The sequence below is a fragment of the Mesorhizobium intechi genome (assembly GCF_002879535.1).
Lineage (GTDB): Bacteria > Pseudomonadota > Alphaproteobacteria > Rhizobiales > Rhizobiaceae > Mesorhizobium > Mesorhizobium intechi.
The window spans coordinates 1-21,091 of sequence record NZ_PNOT02000109.1; the positions used below are offsets into that span (position 1 = coordinate 1).

The 21,091-nt window shown below is 61.8% G+C and carries 21 protein-coding genes and 1 pseudogene; 20 read left to right on the forward strand and 2 right to left on the reverse strand.

Annotated elements, in window-relative coordinates; all coding sequences use genetic code 11:
- Nucleotides 1-11 precede the first annotated feature (11 nt).
- Together C1D09_RS10100 and C1D09_RS10105 are read left to right on the forward strand one after the other, a co-directional pair.
- Nucleotides 12-2,123 (forward strand): ParB/RepB/Spo0J family partition protein, encoded by a 2,112-nt coding sequence (locus C1D09_RS10100; RefSeq protein ID WP_143974128.1) that lies wholly within the window; start codon nucleotides 12-14, stop codon nucleotides 2,121-2,123.
- An 820-nt stretch (nucleotides 2,124-2,943) separates the two neighbouring features.
- Nucleotides 2,944-3,255: a DUF736 domain-containing protein gene (locus C1D09_RS10105; protein ID WP_143974129.1), complete on the forward strand. Its 312-nt coding sequence runs from the start codon at nucleotides 2,944-2,946 to the stop codon at nucleotides 3,253-3,255.
- A gap of 186 nt (nucleotides 3,256-3,441) precedes the next feature.
- Here C1D09_RS10105 and C1D09_RS10110 read toward each other — a convergent pair.
- Nucleotides 3,442-3,888, reverse strand: a pseudogene (locus C1D09_RS10110) (Ros/MucR family transcriptional regulator); the annotation flags it as partial.
- 416 nt (nucleotides 3,889-4,304) lie between these two features.
- Between C1D09_RS10110 and C1D09_RS10115 the strand changes: the two are divergent.
- Nucleotides 4,305-5,513, forward strand: coding sequence for a DUF932 domain-containing protein (locus C1D09_RS10115; RefSeq protein ID WP_143974131.1), 1,209 nt, complete (start codon nucleotides 4,305-4,307; stop codon nucleotides 5,511-5,513).
- Nucleotides 5,514-5,736: 223 nt separating this feature from the next.
- Here C1D09_RS10115 and C1D09_RS10120 read toward each other — a convergent pair whose 3' ends face one another.
- Complete coding sequence (locus tag C1D09_RS10120; RefSeq protein ID WP_143974132.1) at nucleotides 5,737-5,952, reverse strand: helix-turn-helix domain-containing protein; 216 nt, start codon at nucleotides 5,950-5,952, stop codon at nucleotides 5,737-5,739.
- 111 nt (nucleotides 5,953-6,063) lie between these two features.
- Between C1D09_RS10120 and C1D09_RS10125 the strand changes: the two genes are divergently transcribed.
- From C1D09_RS10125 to trbJ, 17 genes are all read left to right on the forward strand, one after another.
- On the forward strand, nucleotides 6,064-6,342 hold the full coding sequence (locus C1D09_RS10125) for a DNA -binding domain-containing protein (RefSeq protein ID WP_143974133.1): 279 nt from the start codon (nucleotides 6,064-6,066) through the stop codon (nucleotides 6,340-6,342).
- Between the two features lie 140 nt (nucleotides 6,343-6,482).
- A complete protein-coding gene (locus C1D09_RS34325; RefSeq protein WP_425463412.1) occupies nucleotides 6,483-6,692 on the forward strand; it encodes a transcriptional regulator domain-containing protein in 210 nt (69 codons plus the stop codon).
- Nucleotides 6,693-6,855: 163 nt separating this feature from the next.
- Entirely contained in the window at nucleotides 6,856-7,281 is a 426-nt protein-coding gene (locus C1D09_RS10130; RefSeq protein ID WP_167514559.1) for a DUF2285 domain-containing protein, read from the forward strand.
- 134 nt (nucleotides 7,282-7,415) lie between these two features.
- Nucleotides 7,416-7,697: a helix-turn-helix transcriptional regulator gene (locus C1D09_RS10135; RefSeq protein ID WP_143974135.1), complete on the forward strand. Its 282-nt coding sequence runs from the start codon at nucleotides 7,416-7,418 to the stop codon at nucleotides 7,695-7,697.
- A gap of 23 nt (nucleotides 7,698-7,720) precedes the next feature.
- Nucleotides 7,721-8,587, forward strand: coding sequence for a replication initiator protein A (locus C1D09_RS10140; RefSeq protein ID WP_143974136.1), 867 nt, complete (start codon nucleotides 7,721-7,723; stop codon nucleotides 8,585-8,587).
- Nucleotides 8,588-8,900: 313 nt separating this feature from the next.
- Nucleotides 8,901-9,365, forward strand: a complete 465-nt coding sequence (locus tag C1D09_RS10145) for a DUF2840 domain-containing protein (RefSeq protein ID WP_143974137.1) — start codon at nucleotides 8,901-8,903, stop codon at nucleotides 9,363-9,365.
- On the forward strand, nucleotides 9,362-9,949 hold the full coding sequence (locus C1D09_RS10150; RefSeq protein WP_167514558.1) for a S26 family signal peptidase: 588 nt from the start codon (nucleotides 9,362-9,364) through the stop codon (nucleotides 9,947-9,949). The genes C1D09_RS10145 and C1D09_RS10150 overlap by 4 nt, the downstream gene beginning before the upstream one ends.
- Nucleotides 9,946-10,272 carry a DUF736 domain-containing protein gene (locus tag C1D09_RS10155; RefSeq protein ID WP_143974157.1) on the forward strand — a complete coding sequence of 109 codons (327 nt, stop codon included), beginning with the start codon at nucleotides 9,946-9,948 and terminating at the stop codon, nucleotides 10,270-10,272. The genes C1D09_RS10150 and C1D09_RS10155 overlap by 4 nt, the downstream gene beginning before the upstream one ends.
- A 5-nt stretch (nucleotides 10,273-10,277) precedes the next feature.
- Nucleotides 10,278-11,366, forward strand: a complete 1,089-nt coding sequence (locus C1D09_RS10160; RefSeq protein ID WP_246135697.1) for a lytic transglycosylase domain-containing protein — start codon at nucleotides 10,278-10,280, stop codon at nucleotides 11,364-11,366.
- A 247-nt stretch (nucleotides 11,367-11,613) separates the two neighbouring features.
- Nucleotides 11,614-13,353: a relaxase/mobilization nuclease domain-containing protein gene (locus C1D09_RS10165; protein WP_143974138.1), complete on the forward strand. Its 1,740-nt coding sequence runs from the start codon at nucleotides 11,614-11,616 to the stop codon at nucleotides 13,351-13,353.
- 173 nt (nucleotides 13,354-13,526) lie between these two features.
- A complete protein-coding gene (locus C1D09_RS10170) occupies nucleotides 13,527-15,524 on the forward strand; it encodes a conjugal transfer protein TraG (protein ID WP_143974139.1) in 1,998 nt (665 codons plus the stop codon).
- 47 nt (nucleotides 15,525-15,571) lie between these two features.
- Nucleotides 15,572-15,973, forward strand: coding sequence for a CopG family transcriptional regulator (locus C1D09_RS10175; protein ID WP_143974140.1), 402 nt, complete (start codon nucleotides 15,572-15,574; stop codon nucleotides 15,971-15,973).
- A 213-nt stretch (nucleotides 15,974-16,186) separates the two neighbouring features.
- On the forward strand, nucleotides 16,187-17,185 hold the full coding sequence (gene trbB / locus C1D09_RS10180) for a P-type conjugative transfer ATPase TrbB (protein WP_208760366.1): 999 nt from the start codon (nucleotides 16,187-16,189) through the stop codon (nucleotides 17,183-17,185).
- Nucleotides 17,186-17,234: 49 nt separating this feature from the next.
- Nucleotides 17,235-17,498, forward strand: a complete 264-nt coding sequence (locus C1D09_RS10185) for a TrbC/VirB2 family type IV secretion system protein (protein WP_246093916.1) — start codon at nucleotides 17,235-17,237, stop codon at nucleotides 17,496-17,498.
- A complete protein-coding gene (locus tag C1D09_RS10190; RefSeq protein ID WP_143974142.1) occupies nucleotides 17,498-17,779 on the forward strand; it encodes a VirB3 family type IV secretion system protein in 282 nt (93 codons plus the stop codon). Before C1D09_RS10185 ends, C1D09_RS10190 begins: the two co-directional genes overlap by 1 nt.
- Before the next feature lie 12 nt (nucleotides 17,780-17,791).
- Entirely contained in the window at nucleotides 17,792-20,341 is a 2,550-nt protein-coding gene (gene trbE / locus C1D09_RS10195; RefSeq protein ID WP_143974143.1) for a conjugal transfer protein TrbE, read from the forward strand.
- Nucleotides 20,338-21,087 carry a P-type conjugative transfer protein TrbJ gene (gene trbJ, locus C1D09_RS10200; protein WP_143974144.1) on the forward strand — a complete coding sequence of 250 codons (750 nt, stop codon included), beginning with the start codon at nucleotides 20,338-20,340 and terminating at the stop codon, nucleotides 21,085-21,087. Before trbE ends, trbJ begins: the two co-directional genes overlap by 4 nt.
- The last annotated feature ends 4 nt before the right edge of the window (nucleotides 21,088-21,091 follow it).

The following is a 21,091-nucleotide window of genomic DNA, read 5'->3' on the forward strand; positions in this document are numbered from 1 at the left end:
GGATCAGAAACATGACCATCCATGCGCAGAATGTTGAAACCGCAAATGCCAGCAAGAATGGCACCGAGCTTTTCATTCCCCTGAACAAGTTGAAGAAGTCGCCTCGCAATGCGCGCAAGACGCCGCATAGCGAGGCGATCATTGAGGCCTATGCGGCGAGCATAGCCGCCAAGGGTATCCTGCAAAACCTCGTGGTGGAGCCGGAGCTTGACGGCGAGGGCGCGGAAACCGGCTTCTATCTCGTCAGCATCGGCGAAGGCCGTAGGCTGGCGCAGCTTTTGCGCGTGAAGCGCAAGCAGATCAAGAAGACCGAACCAATACGCTGCATTATCGACACCGTGAACGATGCGCGTGAGATCAGCCTGGACGAGAACATCACCCGCGAGGCGATGCACCCCGCCGATCAGTTCGAGGCGTTCCGTGAGCTTCACGAAGAGCGCGGATGGGGTGCGGAGGAAATCGCCGCCCGCTTCGGCATTACCGCGCATGTCGTGCGGCAGCGCCTGCGTCTCGGCGCGGCCAGCACCAAGCTGATGCAGGTCTATCGCGATGGCGACCTGACGCTTGACCAGTTGATGGCCTTCGCCATAACCGACGATCACGCCCGGCAGGAGCAGGTTTTCGAACACCTCTCCTACAATCGCGATCCCTACATAATCCGCCGTGAACTGACGCGGACGCACATTGCAGCTGCCGATCGCCGCGCCGTTTTCATCGGCGCGGAAGACTACATCGACGCGGGCGGTATGATCATCCGCGACCTGTTCACCGATGATCGTGGTGGCTTCTATGACGATGCAGCTTTGCTAGACCGTATGGTCATCGAGAAGCTGCAAGGTGTCGCCGAAACCATCACACAAGCCGAGGGCTGGAAATGGGCTGATGTCCACATCGACTATCCGCACGCGCACGGCCTGCGCCGTACCTACCCGCAGCCGGTGGCGTTGTCGGAAGAAGACGAGGCCGCCTATCAAGCGGCATTCGATACGTTCAACCAACTGACGGAGGAGTGGAAGAGCGCCGAGGAACTGCCGGACGACATCGACAAGCGTTTCGGCGAGCTTGAAGCCGAGATCGAGCGCATCGACGCCATGCGCCACGCTTACGACCCGGATGTCATCACGCGCGGTGGCGTTTTCGTCATGCTTTCTCATGATGGAACGGCTCGCATCGAACGTGGCTTTATTCGCGCCGAGGACGAATTGCCGGAGCCGGAGGCAAGGGGCGAAAGCCTGACCATCAACGGTGATGGCGAGATCATCGATGCCGATGTCAGTCCAGACCCCGATGGTGGGAGCGACGAAGATGCGGAGGAAGACGGCAAACCACTTTCTGACCTTCTCATCCGCGACCTCACTGCCAATAGGACGCTCGGCCTTCGCCTTGCGCTTGGCGAGCAGCCGGACGTTGCCCTTATCGCCGTGACGCATACGTTGGCAGCGCAGGCGTTCTACCAGGGCATGGAAGCTCATTGCCTGGAAATCCGGCCGACGAGCCTCCACCTCGGTGGTCACGCCGATGGCATCGAAGACACGGCACCGGCCAAGGCGCTGGCGGATCGACATGCAGGATGGGCGGCGGACATGCCGGCCAACGTCGCGGACCTGTGGGGCTTCATCGCCTCGCTTGACCACGCAAGTGTCATGGCGTTGTTTGCGCATTGCGCCTCGCTCACCGTCAATGCGGTGAAGCAGCCTTGGGAGCGCAAGCCCCGCGCCCACGAAACGGCGGATAAGCTTGCGACGGCGCTTGGGCTCGACATGACGGCACACTGGACGCCGACCGTGCGCACCTATCTCGGGCGGATTACCAAGGCGCACATTCTCGCCGCTGTAAGTGAGGCTGCCAGCAATGAAGCAGCGGAGAGGCTTGTCGCGTTGAAGAAGCAGCCGATGGCCGAAGCCGCCGAGCAGTTGCTGGCGGCGACCGGCTGGTTGCCAGCACAGCTACGGACCTTGGAGCCCGCGACGGTCTCTGACCGGGCTGATCTGACAGCCGGGGAAGCGATCATGGACGAGTCTCCTATGACAGACCTCGTGCCTCTGGACGATGCAGATGCCGTAACCTCTGACGGCTCTAGCGTAAGCGGGGCAAGTCAGGGCTTTGACGTCGCCGCCGAATGAATGGCAGAACCCGGAGCCGCCAAGGCGGCTCCGGACACCGTTTGAATTTTCCGGCCACGCTGTTCAGCGTGGCCGGGGACCTCGACCGCACGACACAGAGGACAGAGCAAGGTGTCGCGGCTCCTCCCTTGGCGATGCCCCGTCCGCCGCCAGCCTGTTTTCCGCTTGAGGCGAATGGCACGACAGTCCATCGGTTCAGCTTGACGCGTATCCGCGCTGTTGTTGATTCCGACCATGCCCGCATTGCGAATCTAGATGAACCCGTTGGACAGTTGAGAAGCTCGAAGGGGTAATCGTCTGCCCCCCCGGGGATGCCGTGTGTCTGCTATCCATGCCGCGACTGACGAAGCACCCGCCAGCGCGAGTGTCTTGCCTTGATTTCCATTCTCCAAGGGCGGCGGCAATCGCCGTCTTGCCGGCGAGGATGGGCTAGCTTTCAGATCGGCCCAGCAGCGTTTGCGGTCCGGATGAGAAGCGCGACCACATAGCCATTGCGGCGGTTCCTCCTCGTCTGCTGGTTGGACACGCCCACTGCGTCCTCGAATGGATTGGGTCTGACCGAAGACCGGCTTCGCCTCGATCGTCTTCCTGCAACGTCCAGCGCTGGCTTTTTTCCGCCGCCGGCCCAAAAGGCCGGCTTTGCATCGCGAAACAAAAAAGCCATCGCTGGCCGCCTTCCACTCCGTTCCAGCCCGAATGACCACCCCATTGCGCAAGCGCAACGGGGACCCCGGTGGGTGCAGGCCGATCGCCTCCGGTCTCAAGACCTCCATCGAGGTCGCGATGGGCGCGGCCCGGTCAAACGGAAGGAACCACCACAATGGCTACGATCGGCATGTTCACCAGCACCGCAAAGGGCTTCAAGGGCTCGGTCAAGACCCTCAACCTCAACGTCAAGACAGTCGATTTCGTCCCCGCCGAAGGCGACAATGAAAAGGGTCCGGACTACCGCATCTTCGCCGGCGCCACCGAGTTCGGTGCGGCATGGAAGAAGACCTCCCGGGAGGGCCGCGAATACCACTCCGTCAAGCTCGACGACCCGAGCTTCCCCGCTCCGATCTACGCGAGCCTGGTCGAGACCGAAACGCAGGGCGAATTCTCCCTCATCTGGTCCCGCCGCGCCGCCGAGTGAAATCGGCACCAAGCAAAAGAGAAGCCCCGTCCGCCGGACGGGGCTTCGCCATGTTCAGATCCGCCACCGGCCAAAAGATAGTCAGTTCGGTGCAGCAGGCTAGGCCTTGGTAGCAATTTTGCGCGGTTTGTTGACCGGAGATTTCGCGACCACTGGCGCGGCCGCCGCGGCGACCGCGCGAGCAGTCCGTTTTGCTTTGGGTGTCACAGCCGGTGCGGGCTCTGCCGGTTTGCGTCCGAGCCCGGCTGCCTTCGCCAGCGCCGAGCGCGCCGCGGCATAGTTCGGCGCCACCATCGGATAGTCGGCAGGCAGGCTCCACTTCGCCCGGTATTCGTCAGGGCTGAGATTGTAGTGCACGTTGAGGTGTCGCTTCAGGGATTTGAATTTTTTCCCATCCTCCAGGCAGATGATGTAGTCAGGCGTCACCGACTTCCTGATCGATACGGCTGGCTCCAGTTTCACCACGGGTTCAGCCGCAGGTGTGCCGATCCCTTGCAATGCGGCATGAACGTCGCTGATCAGCTTTGGCAGTTCCGCGACCGGCAGTGGATTGTTCGACACATAGGCGGCGACAATGTCGGCCGCGATCGACACGATATCCGTTTGGCCGTCTTGTTCGGGTGAAATGGTCATGCAGTTTTCCTCTTGTCTCATCGGACGCACTAAAGACGTGTGATTACCCGTTCCGCCAATTTGGCAAATAGTCCGTTTCCTTTCTACAATCCACTCCTCTCGCCAATATTGTAATGGCAAGCTTCGTTTTCATCGTTCTGATCGACTGCGGATAACCTTGCCCATAGCCTTCAGGAAAGCGAGGGGACTTTCCCTCGCTTCCCCGCCAATGCCGTCTGTTGCAGAGCAGGGCCGCCGGCTCGCAAAGCGGCTGACTGATCACACAACTCTCAACTCAATTCCATCCGCTTCGCTCGACCGCGCAGCCCGGCTCCGCGCGACGGCATTGGCCCCCATCACTCCCGCGCGCTCACGCGCCCCCGGAAGGCATGCCGGGGGACATGCCTTCGGCATTGACGAAAAAAGGAGTGAGAGCAATGAACATGATCACGAATACCAACGGGACCGACAACGGCCAGCAGCATGTTTCCGGCGGCTTTCGCGTGGACATCTCGCGTGGCGAGCGCGTCTGTCGCGTTTCGTCGGAATGGTTTTCGCGCCCCGACGATGAGCGCTATCTGTCGCTTACCGAACTTTACGACAGCGTGCGCGCCCGTGCGGACCGGGCCACGGCCCGGACTGTGGAGAGCCGGGCAGTGAAGGTTGAGGCAAGCCGCGAAAATGCGGAAAGGCTTTCGCTCATTGTTCCCGGACAGGACCAGCCTATTGCACCTACGCATTGGAGCTTCGGCCAGTTGTGCAGCCTTGTCGGCGCTCCCGCGACTTACATGCGCCAACTTCCCGCACCGTTGGCAGGCATCAACCTGCAGCACGGCTTGCTCAATCACCGCGCCGAGCTTGTGAAAACCCTGGAGGCAGAGGACGGACGCATCGAGTTGCGCGCCGTAACCGGCCCGGACTATGGCCGTATCTGGGATCACGAGCTTGTTGCCGCTGTCATGAATATCGCAGGGAACGGCACCGGAGACACTATGTGGAAAGTGCCGGGAATGCTGGATTGGGCGACGATGACGCACAACCCCTTTGTGGACATTACAAAAGACACGACCACGCTTTACGCCAGCGACCGCGACGTGTTCCTATTTCTGGTGGACGACACCCACCCGATCGAGGCCGGACGCCTGCCGAACGGAGAGCCGGATTTGTATTTCCGGGGGTTTTATTGCTGGAATTCGGAAGTCGGCAGCAAAACCCTCGGCATCGCCTCTTTCTATCTTCGCGCAGTCTGCATGAACCGCAATCTTTGGGGTGTCGAAGGTTTTCAAGAGATCAGCATCCGGCATTCGAAATTCGCTGCGCAGCGTTTTGCCCATGAGGCAGCACCTGCCCTGACGAGCTTTGCCAATTCCTCACCTTCGCCCTTCATCGCCGGCATCAAGTCTGCCCGCGAGAAGATCGTCGCTCGCAGCGATGACGACCGCGAAAGCTTCCTGCGCAAGCGCGGGTTCTCCAAGGGCGAAACCGGCAAGATCATCGAGGCGGTTTTGCACGAAGAAGGCAGGCCACCCGAGAGCATCTTCGATTTCGTGCAAGGCATGACTGCGCACGCCCGCACCAAATCCCATCAGGACAGCCGGCTTGAGCTTGAAGGAAAGGCGAAGGCGTTGCTCGAAAAGGCTACCTAACCGTCCGACATGCGCGGCCGGACATCCGGCCGCGCAGATGTTCACACAATTTGCCCTTCGATCTGCGAACGCGGATCAACCGTCGCGGCCGCGCATGTCTGGCGGCCGCGGCTCGCCGTGCTCCGCCCGGCTCGCGAAGCGACTGCAGTCATATTGGCTGTCGAATGCATATTCGGACCTATGTATCGTCTCGCCAGCCCGCAACGATCCGCCCAGTGTCGACTCACCGTTTTACTGCTCTAATGAGCTCGCACGGGTCGACGTGAAGCGCAGCAGCGATTCTACCGAGGACACTGACGCTGGCCGAAACTCGAGCACGTTCGATCGAACCAACGTAACGCATGCTCAACCCAGCGCGGGCTGCCAGCTCCTCCTGCGTCACATCCTGATCATGGCGCAAACGACGCAAATTGACCGCCATGATCTCCTTGAGATCCATGACGACTACGGACCAGAAGAGGAACTATCGTTCTAGGAATGATCGTTCCTATTCGCTATACTCAGAGTCAGACCTGAAGAATGGCTCTTTTGAAGCGGGACAGTTCAGACTTTGCTTAAACCTCTGCTCGATCCCGATGTCGCCAACGTTGCGCCGGACGCCTCCATCCTCACCGGCTACGACGAGGAGCACCTCCTCACTTACATTCGTCTTCTCGATGCTGCAGCCGAGGACGCGGATTGGCGCGAGGTGGCCAGGATCGTTTTGCACATCGATCCTGTGAACGAGCCCGAGCGGGCTTTCAAGGCGTGGGAAACCCATCTTGCCCGCGCTCGATGGATGACGGCCAGCGGCTACAAATATCTCCTGGCGGGCGGCGCCCCACACTGAGCGGCATTGCCGCAGAGGCCGGCTGTGCCGAATGAGCAAACCGGTTTGCTGAATCTCTGACTACCCAAGCGAACTGTCGCTTCGGATGCTGGCTCCGAAGCCCACAACCAACTGCGGGCATCGGATGAAGGACCGCAGCCATGTCGCGTAGCGATTGGACCGATCCGGCGCAATACGAGCACATGCGCGGCCATGAAGCCGACGAATTCGCCGCCGAGTATCTGATCCGGAACGATGACTTCGCCGCCGAGTGTGGTCGGCTAGCATCATCGGCAATAGCACCGGGAAAACTCGCCGGCTCCCCCGACTTCGCCGCTCGCTGGGGCGCCCGATTTCACAGTTGTCGGTGACAAGCCCCTATCACCCAAACATATCGTCTGGACGGAAGAGGCTTCGCCACGGGTTCTCCGCGCGACGAAGTTGACAGCTTCCGCTGGCTCTTCGCGACCGGCCGTTCGACTCACTCAACTTGGCGCGGCCCACACCCGGGCGGAGGCGGAGCAACGTCATGCCGTGTGGCCAAGCACCTCCGGGAAGCACCACATCCTCATCGATACCTCGGACTACGCCGACAGTATCGATGCCGTTGTGTTGCTGCTCGACGAGAACTTCGAAACCCGCCTCGACGCGGCTCGTCGGTTCTGGCGAGCGCTGAACGGCCGACCGCCCGGTGTCCACTATGGCTCCCTGCCGCAACAGACAAAGCTGAGGCACATCCTCAATCTGCGCGCCCACGATGCGAGGAGAGCGAAGGCGGCCTACCGTCAGATCGCCGAAGAGTTGCTGTCCTGCGAGCATATAGCTGCCCGCGACTGGCGCGACCATCATCTTCGCCACAAGGTGCGTGCGATCCTGCGCCGTGCAAACCGGCTGGTCGCTGGTGGCTATCGCGACCTTCTCATCTATCCCCAAAGCCGCAGCCGTAAATCTGACAGTTGATATCTTTCCGGCAAAGGGTAGCAAAAACGCTTCCCTGATCTTTGCCCTCCCTCCCTTTTTCTCAATTCGGCCATCGTCCGTTTCGCGCGTCCCGGCAGGCCAGGACGACAGCAGAACCGAATGGAGATCGAGCGATGTCGAAGGGTCCCGCGGACGCGCCCCAAAAATACCTTCGCACAAAGGAGGCCGCACCAGTTGTCGGCCTTTGTGCCCGAACGCTGGAAAAACACCGGACCTACGGCACCGGTCCCAAATACCGCAAGGTCGGTGGCCGCGTTCTCTACGACATCGATGACCTACATGCCTGGATCGAGCTTGGCGCTCGCACATCCACAAGCGATACAAACGCCACCTACGTTCCGCCCGCCAAGCCGCATGCGGCGCGCGCACCGGCTTACGCCGGCAAGTCGCGCTGAGACTTCCGCTGCGGGATGTCGACATGCGGCCAATACCGACAGACTTGCAGCCGACTGGGCTGTTCCATGCGCGCGCCGGCAAGATGGCGTTGCGCGACGCGCAGGACCTGATGGCCTGGCCATTCTTCTCGCTCGCCAAATCGCGGCGCGTCACGCCGATCGACTTTCGCATGGGCGAGATCGCCATCCGCGTCGAGGCGACCAGCGAGCACGGCATGGCGACCATCTGGGATGCCGACATCCTGATCTGGGCCGCCTCCCAGATTGTCGACGCCCGTGACAACGGACTGCGGACCTCGCGCATGATGGCGGCGACGCCGCACGAGATTCTGAGCTTTATTGGTCGGGGTACGTCCGCCCGGGAATATTTGCTGCTTAAGGCGGCCCTGGACCGGTTGCAGTCAACCACCGTCGCCACTTCGATCCGCCAGCCAACCGAACGGCGCATGCACCGCTTCTCCTGGATCAACGAATGGAAAGAGCGGGCCGATCATCGCGGCAGGCCGCTCGGTATCGAGCTTGTCCTACCGGACTGGTTCTACGCCGGCATCATGGTCGACGCCTTCGTGCTCACGATCGATTGCGCGTACTTTGATCTGACCGGCGGCATCGAGCGCTGGCTCTATCGTCTTGTGCGCAAACACGGCGGACGACAGACGCATGGCTGGTCATTTGACCTCCGCCATCTGCACGTCAAGTCCGGGGCCCTCTCGGCCTACAAGCGCTTCGCCTTCGAGGTACGCGGCATCGTTCGCCGGCAATCCCTGCCTGGCTACAGGCTTGCCCTCGGCGCAACCCAGGCCGGCGAGCCGCTGCTCACTTTCAAAGCCTGTCACCGGGATCCGTTCAACCGCTTCGGCAAGACTAGGGCGACGGAGGACAGCCTGTGAATCAACTCGTCATTTCAGGAACCCGGCGGGACGGCATTTCGGGAACCCATTCCTCGTCATTTCAGGAACCCAAATCGCGATCAATCCATGGAAACGAAAGCCGAATTCGCGCCTCTAACTTATCTAACTTCGAATCCTTCGGATTCTTTCTAACGGAACTCCCGGTTCCCGGAGATTGTAAATGGCCTCTGCCAGGTCACCGCCGGTGCGCATTTGACGCGATCGAAATTGGTCCACATGCCGATGAGGCAGAGCTTCGTTCGACCCCCTCGGACGCCAATGCGGCCGCCAGTTTCTCGCAGTGGGGGTCGGCATGAGCGGGCTCACCCATGTCGAACTGATTTGGCTGAAGAAGCGGATCGAGAACTACATCCGCTTCGGCAAAACCGTCGAGAACAGGAACGTCGACAGAAGCCGGCGCGTCGTTGCCTTCGAGGCTGGAAGCATCTTCGCCTTCGTCCGCTGGACGGCCAACGACTTTGGCACCGTCGCCTCGCGCATCGACATCCTGCGTGCCGTCGGTGCGAGCAAACGTTGCTCGACCGTCGCCTATGTGCGGCCTGGCGCCGACATCCTGCTGACCGTCATTGGATGGCCGAATGTCGAGCGCGTGCTGCAGATCATCGACACCACCGAAGCGCTCGGCATAGATCCAATCGACGTCGCGCCGGAATACTGGCGGCATGTCCACAGCCGGTTCGCCGCGCGTGAGAGCCCCAGGGCTTACACACTGCAGCGCCATGAAGCATGGCTTCTTCGTCGCAGGATCGAGCCATGACCGGGCGGGGCACGATCGTCGTGGCAATGCTCGCCGGCGCGACGCTTAGCGTCTCCCCGGCCCTGAGCCGACATGCTCCGTGGTTGATCTGGAATGCGTCGGCGAGCGTTCCGATTGGACTCTATCGCATCGAGCCTGGCCGCACGATCGGTGTGGGCGATCTCGCCGTCGTCATGCCGCCCGAGCCGCTGGCGGACTTCCTCGCCGAGCGGCGATATCTGCCGCGCGGTGTTCCGCTCTTGAAGCACGTCCTGGCGCTTGGCGGTGAAACCGTTTGTCGTCGCGGGTCTGTCATTATCGCGCGCGGCAAGACCTATGGGTATGCGCGGGAGCGCGACACCGAAGGCCGATGGCTACCTGTCTGGCAGGGCTGCCGCGTGCTCGCCGACGGCGAAGTGTTCCTCATGAACGGGGACATCGCCGACAGTTTTGACGGTCGCTATTTCGGTCCGCTCCCACTCACCGCAATCGTCGGCCGGGCGGTCCCCGTCTGGACCAGAATGGCACATCTCCGGCACCGGATGTCTCCCGAGAACCGGCTTCCAACAGCTCACTCACTTTGCAACGAGAGGATACCAGCATGAGTCAGATCGGCATCTTTACCCGCAACGATGATGGCTTCTTCGGCAACATCTGTACGCTGACCATCGACGCCAAGCTCGCCATCCTGCCTGTCGAGAAATCGGACGCGGAAAATGCGCCGGAACACCGCATCTATTGCGACGGCGTTGAGATCGGTGCGGCGTGGGATCGCACCGGCGACAAGGCCGGCGCCTATCTCTCGGTGCTCATCGACGATCCGTCGTTCACGCAGCCGATCCGCGCCAATCTGTTCCAGGCCGGCACCGAAAAGGATGTCTGGAACTTGCACTGGAGCCGGCCCTCGAAGCGCGAAGAGCGAGCCTGAGTTCGATGCTTCGATCGCGCATCGTCGGTCTTGTACCGGCAAACCCTTTGATCGATCGAGCGCCGGTCAAACCCTTCGACCCGATCGCCGATCAGGCGGCCGTCGCGCGCAGCGGAGGTCAAGGGCGACCAGACATTTGTCAATCGATTGGGGCGTTGTTTGCGCTCCTACGCATGGGACATAGGTCCGATCGGCGAAGCCTTGCTCTTGACGGAAGCGAGCACGGCGGCAGGCTGTCGGCCTATCGGGACAGCGGTGCGCGCGTCACCGTTCGCCAATGCTTGCCGATGCTCTCAGCATGCGCGCTTCTCTTGCTTGGTTCTGCGGTCGACGCGGCGGAAGTAACGTCACCACCCGTGCTAAAATCCTGCGCCGGAAGAGCGGTAGGGACGCGCGGCGAGTGGTCCCGTTACATCTTCGAGGCCGCCAAACGTTTTGACCTTCCCAAGTGCTTGATACGCGCCGTCATGCATGTCGAGAGCGTTGGCAATGTTCATGCAGTCTCACCCAGAGGTGCGATCGGCCTGATGCAGATCATGCCGGCGACCTGGGGCGAACTGCGCATCAAGCATGGTCTCGGCACCGACCCCTTCAACCCGCGAGACAACATCCTGGCGGGCGCCGCCTATCTTCGCCAGATGCTCGACCGGTTCGGCACGAAGGGATTTCTGGCGGCCTATAATGCCGGACCACAGCGGTACGAGGAGCATATTTCCAAGAGTCGTCCGCTGCCTAGGGAGACGATCGACTACGTCGCAAAGCTTACGCGGCTGATCAGTGGTGCCGTCGAAATTCCGCCAGACTCGCGAGGATCGGGAAGCAGGTCGAGGGCAGATCGTTCGCAGCTTTTCGGGCGCGGCACTGTCGCGATGAATGACACCATGGCATGGAGGAATGGCGGCGCCGATCTCATCGACCAAACTGTGTTCACTGAAATCCGTTCAGCCGCCTTGCCGTCGCAAATCGACACAGCGGTGAACGACCTGACGGCGCTTGAGCCTCCGCCGGATACCGAGCCTGAGGATGCCCGTACCGCACTGAGGCCAGCTACAAACAGCCTCTTCATCCCACGCGCTCTTAGTGAATTGCGATGATTTGTGGATTTATCGCAAATCGCATTTTGGCCTGTTCTGTCGCGGGATCGGCGGAGGCAGGGAGAGCGACCGAGGAAGCCGGGGAGGGATGGCAGGATAAAGGGCCACGATGTGCGGCTCGGTCGGTTGGTTGTTTTTCTTACTGTTTTTGTCTCGCTTTGCGATGTGCTCACGTAAATGGCGATGTGCGCGCTCGCCGTTTCCTCAAGATTTACAATGAAAATCGCACCTCGCGGGCTTAGCGCCTATGAATCGTGACGATAGTTTTCGTGTGCGCCCTGGCCGTATCCGCTCCCGAGCTGGCCAGCGCGCACGCCCCTTTCTCGTCCAGGCACTCGCAGCGGCAGAACTGGCGGGCGGGCAAATCTCGCGCCAAGGCCGGATCATTTCGCCACGGAACTCCATCTTCGGACGCGGCCGGTCGGCAAGCATTCGGGCCAATCGCCTCATCACTGGCCGCTCGCGCGGTGCCATTGTCAAAGCGCGGGTCGCTCGTCAATTCAGAAGCTCGGCGCCGCTCGCTGCTCATCTCAAATACCTTCGTCGAGAAGGCGTGACGCGCGACGGCGAGAAGGCGAAGATGTTTGGGCCCGGCACGGACGAGGCCGACCACGACGGTTTTGCCGAGCGATGCAAGGACGACCGGCATCATTTCCGTTTCATCGTCTCACCGGACGACGCCCACGAGTTGGGCGACCTCGAAGGCTTCGCTCGCAACCTGATGGTCGACATGGAGCGCGATCTCGGCACGAAGCTCGATTGGATCGGCGTTGACCATTGGAACACCGAACATCCGCATGTTCATATTCTTGTGCGTGGCGTTTCCGACGATGGCGAGAACCTTGTCATCGCACGGGACTACATAAGCCAGGGCATGCGCGACCGGGCGAGCGACATCCTAACCCAGATACTTGGACCACGCACCGATCACGACATTCGCCAGACTATCGTACAGCAGGTCGATACCGAGCGCTGGACACAGCTCGACCGCCAGCTCGTTCGCGACGCAGATCGCGATGGCACTATCGATCTCGCACTTCACCCTGATAGCCAGCCGGACGAATTTCTGACGCTCAAGGTAGGGCGGCTCCGCAGGCTTGAAAGCCTCGGCCTCGCCAGCGAGGTCGGCCCGGGCCAATGGATCATGGCGGATGAGGCCGAACCCACCTTGCGCGCGCTTGGCGAGCGCGGCGACATCATCAAGCGCTTGCATCGCAGCCTAACCGGCCATGGCATCCACAAAGGCGCAGCCGATTATGTCCTTGCAGCTGAGCAGATCGACACACCTATCATCGGTCGGCTGTTGGAGCGCGGGCTCGACGATGAGCTACAAGGCTCGGCTTATGCCATCGTGGACGGTATCGACGGTCGTGCCCATCACATCCGGTTTCAAGATCTAGACGCTACCGGCGATTCCGCCCGGGGCTCGATCGTCGAGCTTCGTCGCTACGAGGATGCGAAGGGCCGCGGCCGCGTTGCACTCGCCGTCCGCTCCGACCCCTCGATTGAAGAACAAATCCATGCCCATGGCGCGACCTGGCTCGACCGTCAGCTTGTCGCGCGTGCAGCCGTCGAAGTTGGGGAGGGCGGCTTCGGCGGGGAAGTGAAGCAGGCGCTAAAGGATCGCGCAGACCACCTTATTGAGCAGGGCCTCGCACGGCGCGACGATCAACGCTTCGTCTTCGGCCGCAATCTGATCGACACGCTGCGCGACCGTGAGGTGAACACATTCGGCGCTCAGCTCGCTGACAAGATCGGACTGCCGTTCACGAAGGCTTCGGAAGGCGACCAAATAGCTGGCATCTACCGGCAGCGCTTCTCGCTCGCTTCCGGCCGCTTCGCGATGATCGAAGATGGGCTCGGTTTCAAGCTCGTGCCATGGGCGCCATCACTCGACAAGCACCTAGGCAGCCATGTCACGGGCGTTGCCCGATTCAAGGATGGCGTCGATTGGAATTTCGGAAGGAAGCGAGGAATCGGGCTTTGAGCAATCCCAAGTGGGGGTCTGATAGAGATTGAACCCACTCTGAACCGCCTACCTTATGCAAGTCTTTGTACGTCAGCACTCGACCTGTTGCCCTGGTCGCCCATTTCTTCTTGCGTGCGCGAGGTTCCAACATTCTCTATCCGCCCTGACTGTTCAGCCCGGGAGACGAAAACATGCCGGCGACCAGGATATTGTGGGGTCAGGTCCTCACCGTCCTTCTGATCGTGCTCGCCACCACTTGGTGCGCGACGCAGTGGACGGCATGGCGGCTCGGCTTCCAATCGCAACTCGGCTCGCCATGGTTCGACCTTGCCGGCCAATCCGTCTATCCGCCTCCCGCATTTTTCTGGTGGTGGTTTTTCTACGACGCCTATGCGCCAGAGATTTTCCTAGAGGGTGCGCTGATCGCGGTGAGTGGCAGCTTCATTGCGATCGTTGTGGCCATCGGGATGTCGGTGTGGCGGGCGCGGGAGGCGAAGAACGCCGCCACCTATGGTTCGGCGCGCTGGGCAACGAGGGACGAAATTGCGGCCGAACGCATGATCGGTCCGGATGGAGTGGTGCTCGGCAAGCTTGAGAACCACTATCTCCGCCACGACGGCCCGGAACACGTGTTGTGCTTTGCGCCAACCAGGAGTGGCAAGGGCGTCGGGCTGGTCGTGCCATCGCTGCTGACCTGGCCGGGCTCGGCGATCATCCACGATATCAAGGGGGAGAACTGGGAACTAACCGCCGGATGGCGGGCACGCTTCGGACGTGTGCTTCTGTTCGATCCGACCAATGCGGCGTCTGCCGCCTACAATCCCCTGCTGGAAGTCCGGCGAGGCGAATGGGAAGTGCGAGATGTGCAGAACGTGGCCGACGTGCTCGTTGATCCCGAGGGCTCGCTCGAACGCAGGAACCACTGGGAGAAGACCAGCCACGCGCTGCTGGTCGGCGCGATCCTGCATGTCCTCTATGCCGAACAGGACAAGACGCTTGCCGGCGTTGCAAGTTTCCTTTCCGATCCAAAACGGCCGATCGAGACGACGCTGCGCACCATGATGCTGACGCAGCATCTGGGCGAGGGCGGCCCGCATCCGGTCGTGGCATCGGCGGCACGCGAATTGCTCAACAAGTCGGAGAATGAACGGTCCGGGGTGCTTTCAACGGCCATGAGTTTTCTGGGCCTTTACCGCGATCCGGTTGTGGCCAAGGTGACGTCTCGATGCGATTGGCGGATCGCTGACCTTGTCGAGGGCGTGAGGCCGACGACACTCTATCTGGTCGTGCCGCCGTCAGACATCAGTCGCACAAAACCGCTCATCCGCCTCGTGCTTAACCAGATCGGCCGCAGATTGACGGAGGATCTCCATGCGAAGGATCATCGCCAGCGCCTGCTGATGATGCTCGACGAGTTCCCGGCACTCGGGCGACTTGATTTCTTCGAAAGCGCGCTGGCCTTCATGGCGGGCTACGGCATCAAGTCTTTCCTGATCGCGCAGTCGCTCAACCAGATCGAAAAGGCCTATGGGCCGAACAATTCCATCCTCGATAATTGTCATGTGCGGGTGAGCTTTGCCACCAATGACGAACGGACGGCCAAGCGCGTGTCGGACTCGCTGGGAACAGGAACCGAGATGCGAGCCATGAAGAACTATGCCGGGCACAGGTTGTCGCCATGGCTCGGGCATCTAATGGTGTCGCGGCAGGAGACGGCGCGCGCCCTGATGACTCCGGGCGAGATCATGCAACTTCCGCCGACCGATGCCATCGTCATGGTGTCAGGCCTGTTCCCGATCCGGGCGAAGAAGGCGCGGTACTTTGCCGATCCGCGCCTTGCCGAGCGTGTCCTGCCGCCACCGAAGTCAGAAACGGCCCAGGGAATGTCGCACCCCGACGACTGGACCGGCACAACAGTCCTTCCGGCGTCGGAAGACAATCCTCAGCAATCGAAGCCCTCCATGGGTCTACAGGACGAGGATCCGGCAAATGGCGGCATACGCCGCCAGCCCGAGATTCCCGAACACGAGGACATCGCGCCGGAGCGAACAACACAGCGCGACAACGAGTTCGACCTTGACCGGGACGAACCTGACGACGACGCGGTCCGTCAGCGCTCGGTCGACCAAGTCATGCGGCGTGCCGCACGGCAGGCCGCCCTCGATCCCAATGACGGCATTGAGTTGTGAAGAACGCGAAAAAGAAACGGCTCTCGGCCTATCTCGATCCAGAGGTGATGAACGCGCTCGCCGACTACGCCGCGCGGCGCGACGTCTCACTGTCGCTGATTGCCGAGGCTGCAATCGCCTCCTTGCTTTCGCCGGATGCCGACGAGCGAAAGGAAGCGGCGATCGCTCGACGCCTAGACCAGATCGACCGACGCGTGCAGCGCGTCGAGCGCGACGTCGGCATCGCCATCGAGACGCTGGCGCTATTCGTCCGCTTCTGGCTCACCTCAACTCCGGCTTTGCCGGAATCCGCCCAGGCCGAAGCTCGCGCGAAGGGCCTGCAGCGCTACGATGGTTTTGTCGAAGCGCTCGGTCGCCGGTTGAGCAAAGGACCAAAGCTCCGTCAGGAAATCGCCGAGGACGTGCCCGCGGCGCTGCCAGCCGACTCGGATGATTTGCCTGCGGGTTAGGCCTGAGCCGAGCTCGCCATTTCCGCCGCACCGCATTTTGCAAGTCTCTGCACGTCGCATCAGGATCGGCCGTTTTGCTTGTTGCAAGGCCGGCATTCCTGCCTCTTCTAATCATCCCCGACCGCGGCACGAACCAACTCGCCGTAAGGAATGGGGATCATCGTGGCAACCAGTCATCAGCCTGGCAGGGAAGCGGTTTCGCGCGGCGCGCGCATGCTGCGCACGGCGCTCGGGCCCGCCATCGCCAGCTTCCTTGAAGACCCGGGGATTGTCGAGGTGATGCTCAATCCGGACGGGCGGCTCTGGGTCGACCGGCTGAAGGAGGGGCTGTCCGCCACCGACGAAGTCCTGATCCCTGCCGATGGCGAGCGGATCGTTCGGCTGGTCGCGCATCATGTTGGTGCGGAAGTGCATTCCGGCAGCCCCCGTGTATCTGCCGAACTGCCGGAGACCGGCGAGCGTTTCGAGGGCTTGTTGCCGCCTGTTGTCGCGGCGCCGACCTTTGCCATCCGCAAGCCGGCCGTCGCTGTGTTTACGCTCGAGGACTATGTCACGGCCGGCATCATGACAGAGAGCCAGGCCGACGTACTTCGGCTTGCCGTCGAGAAACGCAAGAACGTGCTGGTCGCCGGCGGCACGTCGACCGGCAAGACCACGCTGGTCAACGCACTTTTGGCAGAGGTGGCCAAAACCGCCGATCGCGTCGTACTGATCGAGGACACGCGCGAGCTGCAATGCGCCGCCCCGAACCTCGTGGCGCTGCGCACCAAGGATGGCGTCGCCTCGCTTTCCGATCTGGTGAAGTCGTCGCTGCGTCTACGCCCCGACCGCATCCCGATCGGCGAAGTACGCGGCGCGGAAGCACTTGACCTGTTGAAGGCCTGGGGCACCGGCCACCCCGGCGGCATCGGCACCATCCACGCCAGTTCCGCCCTCAGCGCACTGCGTCGACTTGAGCAGCTCGTGCAGGAGGCTGTCGTCACGGTCCCCCGTGCGCTCATTGCAGAGACGATCGACATCGTTGCCGTGCTCGCCGGCCGAGGCTCGTCCCGCCGGCTCATTGAGATTGCTCTCGTCGATGGGCTCGATCCCTCCACCGGCGACTACCGCACGCTCGAGGCAAAGCTCGAGACAACACCAACCGTGAATCCCCGATCCCCGATGGAGTCTCAGAATGAATCCGATCCGCTTCACTTCGTCATCTATCCGTAAGCTCGGTGCGGTGCTCCCGCTGGCCACTGCGGCTGCTGCGGTCGCGGCCATGATGATCGCGCCCGCTCACGCGGCAGGTTCTTCCATGCCATGGGAGCAGCCGCTCCAACAAATCCTCGAATCCGTCGAGGGACCAGTCGCCAAGATCGTGGCGGTGATCATCATCATTGTCACCGGCCTGTCACTCGCGTTCGGCGACACCTCGGGCGGATTCCGCCGGCTGATCCAGATCGTCTTCGGACTGTCGATCGCTTTCGCGGCAAGTTCGTTCTTCCTGTCGTTTTTCTCGTTCGGCGGCGGAGCGCTCGTCTGATGGGAGGCTCCCTGCTGGAAGACGAAGAAATCCGCGGTTTTTTCGCGCCGGTACACCGGGCGCTCACCGAACCGATCCTGCTCGGTGGCGCGCCGCGCGCGGTCGCCATTACGAACGGGACGCTGGCCGGCGCGGTTGGGCTTGGCCTCCGCCTCTGGATCGCCGGCCTCCTCATCTGGGCGGTCGGCCATTTCGCGGCTGTCTGGGCAGCCAAGCGCGATGCGCAGTTCATCGACGTCGTTCGTCGGCACCTGCGCTATCCCGCAAATTTTGGCTGCTGAGAGGTTTTGCTCATGATGAACCTCGCCGAATACCGCAAACGCTCATCCGACCTCGCCGACTATCTGCCGTGGGCTGCGCTGGTCGCGCCGGGCATTGTATTGAACAAAGACGGCTCCTTCCAGAGGACCGCCCGTTTTCGCGGTCCCGATCTCGACAGTGCGACGCCGGCGGAACTGGTCGGCACGACGGCGCGGCTGAACAGCGCGTTGCGCCGTCTCGGCTCCGGCTGGGCGATCTTCGTCGAAGCCGTTCGGCTTGCCGCGCAGCACTATCCCGAAGGCCTTTTCCCCGACAGCGCCTCGGCGTTGGTCGATCTCGAACGTCGTGAACAGTTCGAGGGTGAGGTCGATCAGGAATCGCGCCAGTGGGGCGGTCGCCGGCCGAACGGGGAGCTGTTCGAGAGCAGCTACTTTCTCACCTTCGTTTGGATGCCGCCGGCTGAGGAAGCTTCTCGCATCGAGAGCTGGCTGTACGAAGGTCGGGAGAAGAGCGGCGTCGATCCGTGGGAACTCCTGAAGGGCTTTGTCGACCGCACCGACCGGGTGCTGAACCTGGTCGAAGGTTTTGTCCCGGAGGCCGCATGGCTCGACGACGCCGAGACGCTGACCCACCTTCATTCCTGCATTTCCACGAAGCGGCATCGGGTCCGCGTGCCTGAGACGCCGATGCATCTCGATGCGCTGCTGGTCGATCAGCCGCTTGCGGGCGGGCTGGAGCCGAGGCTCGGCGATTTCCATCTGCGGACGCTCACCATCATTGGGTTCCCGACGGCAACCTTTCCGGGGATCCTCGACGATCTCAATCGGCTTGCCTTCGTCTATCGCTGGTCGACGCGGGCGATCATGCTCGACAAGTCAGACGCCACGCGCCTGTTGACGCGCATTCGCCGTCAATGGTTCGCCAAGCGCAAGTCGGTCGCCGCCATCCTCAAGGAGGTAATGACCAACGAGGCATCCGTTCTTTTGGACACCGACGCCGCCAACAAGGCGGCCGATGCTGACGCCGCCCTTCAGGACCTCGGCTCCGACCAGATCGGCCAGGCTTATGTCACCGCGACGGTGACGGTGTGGGATGCAGATCCGTCAATCGCCGACGAGAAGCTTCGGCTGGTGGAAAAAATCATCCAAGGCAGGGACTTCACAGCAATCATCGAGGGCGTCAACGCCATCGAAGCATGGCTCGGTAGCATTCCAGGCCACGTCTATGCGAACGTCCGCCAGCCGCCACTGTCGACACTGAACCTCGCCCACATGATCCCGCTCTCGGCGGTCTGGGCTGGACCTGTCGAGGACGAGCATTTTGGCGCCCCACCACTGTTCTTTGCCAGGACGGAGGGTGCTACGCCATTCCGGTTCAGCCTGCATGTGGGCGATGTCGGCCACACCCTCGTCATTGGCCCCACCGGCGCCGGTAAGTCAGTCCTGTTGGCGATGATGGCGCTGCAGTTCCGGCGCTACGAGAACAACCAGATTTTTGCGTTCGACTTCGGCGGCTCGATCCGCGCTGCCATGCTCGCCATGGACGGCGACTGGCACAATCTCGGTTGCAACGGATCGAGTTGGCAGCGGCCGGACGATCCCCTTGCCCTGCTCACCTTGGCGGACCTGTCGGATGACGTCGGCGCCGTTTCACTACAGCCGCTTGGCCGCATCCATCATACACCTGAGCGTGCATGGGCGGCCGACTGGCTCGTCGATATTCTTGTGCGAGAAGGCGTCCCCGTCACGCCGGCGGTGAAAGAACATCTGTGGTCGGCGCTGACCTCGCTGGCCAGCGCGCCGGTCCAGGAACGGACGCTGACCGGCCTATCGGTGCTGCTGCAATCTTCGCCACTGAAGCAGGCACTCCGGCCTTACTGTATCGGCGGTCCCTATGGCCGGCTGCTCGATGCAGAGCACGAGCGTCTTGGTGATGCTTCCGTCCAGGCATTCGAGACCGAAGGCCTGATCGGTACTGGTGCGGCGCCCGCCGTGCTTGCCTATCTCTTCCACCGCATCGAGCGGCGGATGGACGGGCGGCCGACGCTGCTGATCATCGATGAAGGTTGGCTGGCGCTCGACGATGGCGGCTTCGCCGATCAGCTCCGAGAATGGCTGAAAACCCTTCGCAAGAAGAACGCTTCCGTCATCTTTGCTACGCAATCGCTCTCCGACATCGCCGGCAGCAGGATCGCGCCGGCCATCGTCGAGAGCTGTCCGACGCGGCTGTTCCTTCCGAACGAGAGGGCGATCGAGCCGCAGATCACCCAGATCTACCGGCGCTTCGGTCTCAACGATCGCCAGATCGAGATCGTCGCCCGCGCGACGCCGAAGCGTGACTATTACTGCCAGTCGCGGCGCGGCAACCGGCTATTCGAACTGGGCCTTGGTCCGATCGGGCTGGCGCTGTGCGCCGCATCGTCCAAATCCGATCAAGCGGCAATCGACCGGATCATCACTGGCACCGGCCAGAAACATTTCCTCGAGGCCTGGCTCACCGACCGCGGTCTCGGCTGGGCCGCCGACCTGGTTCCCGATCTCACCAATGTCATCGACCGATCCGCAAAGGAGATTCCGTCATGAATTCCGTTCGCAACAATCTTCGTTTTCGACACATGGCGGCGGCCAGTGTCATCACCGTCGCGGTCGCGCTGTCATCGGCGCCGGCGTCGGCGTTCATCGTCTATGATCCTACCAACTACAGCCAGAACCTTCTCCAGGCCGCTCGCGCCCTGGAGCAGATCCAGAACCAGATCACCTCGCTTCAGAATGAGGCGCAGATGCTGATCAACCAGGCAAAGAACCTCACCTCGCTGCCGACCTCGCTGCTTGGCCAGATCGAAGGCAATTTTTCCGAGATAAAGAGACTGCTCGGCGAGGCCGATAAGCTCGCCTACAGCGTCCAGGACATCGAGAACGAGTTCACCTCGACCTACGAGAATTTTGGTTCGAACCTCTCCAGCCAGCAGCTTGTCGATGGCGCGCGTGAACGCTGGCAGACATCGGTTTCGGCCTTCGAGCACTCGCTGAAGGCGGGTGCCGTTGCCGTGGATAACATTGAGGGGACACAGGAACAGACCAGCGCGCTGGTCGGCGCCAGCCAGTCGGCCGTCGGCGTGCTCCAGGCGACGCAAGCCGGCAACCAGCTCCTCGCCGTGCAAGCAAAACAGGTCGCCGATCTTACCGCCATGATGGCAGCACAAGGCCGCGCCAACGCGCTGGAGCAGGCGAGGAAGGCGGCCGCGCAGGAGCAAGCACGAGAACAGTTCGGCCGCTTCATGGCGGGTAGCGGCTACAGCCCGTCATCCGTGAAGATGTTCCACGACTGAGGCT

What these genes read in the sequence shown, in the direction of transcription:
- C1D09_RS10175 (WP_143974140.1), top strand. Translation starts at nt 15,572, where the DNA reads ATGAACGCGCTCGCCGACTACGCCGCGCGGCGCGACGTCTCACTGTCG.
- trbE (WP_143974143.1), top strand. Translation starts at nt 17,792, where the DNA reads ATGATGAACCTCGCCGAATACCGCAAACGCTCATCCGACCTCGCCGAC.
- C1D09_RS10105 (WP_143974129.1), top strand. Translation starts at nt 2,944, where the DNA reads ATGGCTACGATCGGCATGTTCACCAGCACCGCAAAGGGCTTCAAGGGC.
- C1D09_RS10165 (WP_143974138.1), top strand. Translation starts at nt 11,614, where the DNA reads ATGAATCGTGACGATAGTTTTCGTGTGCGCCCTGGCCGTATCCGCTCC.
- C1D09_RS10145 (WP_143974137.1), top strand. Translation starts at nt 8,901, where the DNA reads ATGAGCGGGCTCACCCATGTCGAACTGATTTGGCTGAAGAAGCGGATC.
- C1D09_RS10150 (WP_167514558.1), top strand. Translation starts at nt 9,362, where the DNA reads ATGACCGGGCGGGGCACGATCGTCGTGGCAATGCTCGCCGGCGCGACG.
- trbB (WP_208760366.1), top strand. Translation starts at nt 16,187, where the DNA reads ATGCTGCGCACGGCGCTCGGGCCCGCCATCGCCAGCTTCCTTGAAGAC.
- C1D09_RS34325 (WP_425463412.1), top strand. Translation starts at nt 6,483, where the DNA reads ATGTCGCGTAGCGATTGGACCGATCCGGCGCAATACGAGCACATGCGC.
- C1D09_RS10135 (WP_143974135.1), top strand. Translation starts at nt 7,416, where the DNA reads ATGTCGAAGGGTCCCGCGGACGCGCCCCAAAAATACCTTCGCACAAAG.
- C1D09_RS10155 (WP_143974157.1), top strand. Translation starts at nt 9,946, where the DNA reads ATGAGTCAGATCGGCATCTTTACCCGCAACGATGATGGCTTCTTCGGC.
- C1D09_RS10160 (WP_246135697.1), top strand. Translation starts at nt 10,278, where the DNA reads ATGCTTCGATCGCGCATCGTCGGTCTTGTACCGGCAAACCCTTTGATC.
- trbJ (WP_143974144.1), top strand. Translation starts at nt 20,338, where the DNA reads ATGAATTCCGTTCGCAACAATCTTCGTTTTCGACACATGGCGGCGGCC.
- C1D09_RS10100 (WP_143974128.1), top strand. Translation starts at nt 12, where the DNA reads ATGACCATCCATGCGCAGAATGTTGAAACCGCAAATGCCAGCAAGAAT.
- C1D09_RS10115 (WP_143974131.1), top strand. Translation starts at nt 4,305, where the DNA reads ATGAACATGATCACGAATACCAACGGGACCGACAACGGCCAGCAGCAT.
- C1D09_RS10185 (WP_246093916.1), top strand. Translation starts at nt 17,235, where the DNA reads ATGATGATCGCGCCCGCTCACGCGGCAGGTTCTTCCATGCCATGGGAG.
- C1D09_RS10140 (WP_143974136.1), top strand. Translation starts at nt 7,721, where the DNA reads ATGCGGCCAATACCGACAGACTTGCAGCCGACTGGGCTGTTCCATGCG.
- C1D09_RS10120 (WP_143974132.1), bottom strand. Translation starts at nt 5,952, where the DNA reads ATGGATCTCAAGGAGATCATGGCGGTCAATTTGCGTCGTTTGCGCCAT.
- C1D09_RS10190 (WP_143974142.1), top strand. Translation starts at nt 17,498, where the DNA reads ATGGGAGGCTCCCTGCTGGAAGACGAAGAAATCCGCGGTTTTTTCGCG.
- C1D09_RS10170 (WP_143974139.1), top strand. Translation starts at nt 13,527, where the DNA reads ATGCCGGCGACCAGGATATTGTGGGGTCAGGTCCTCACCGTCCTTCTG.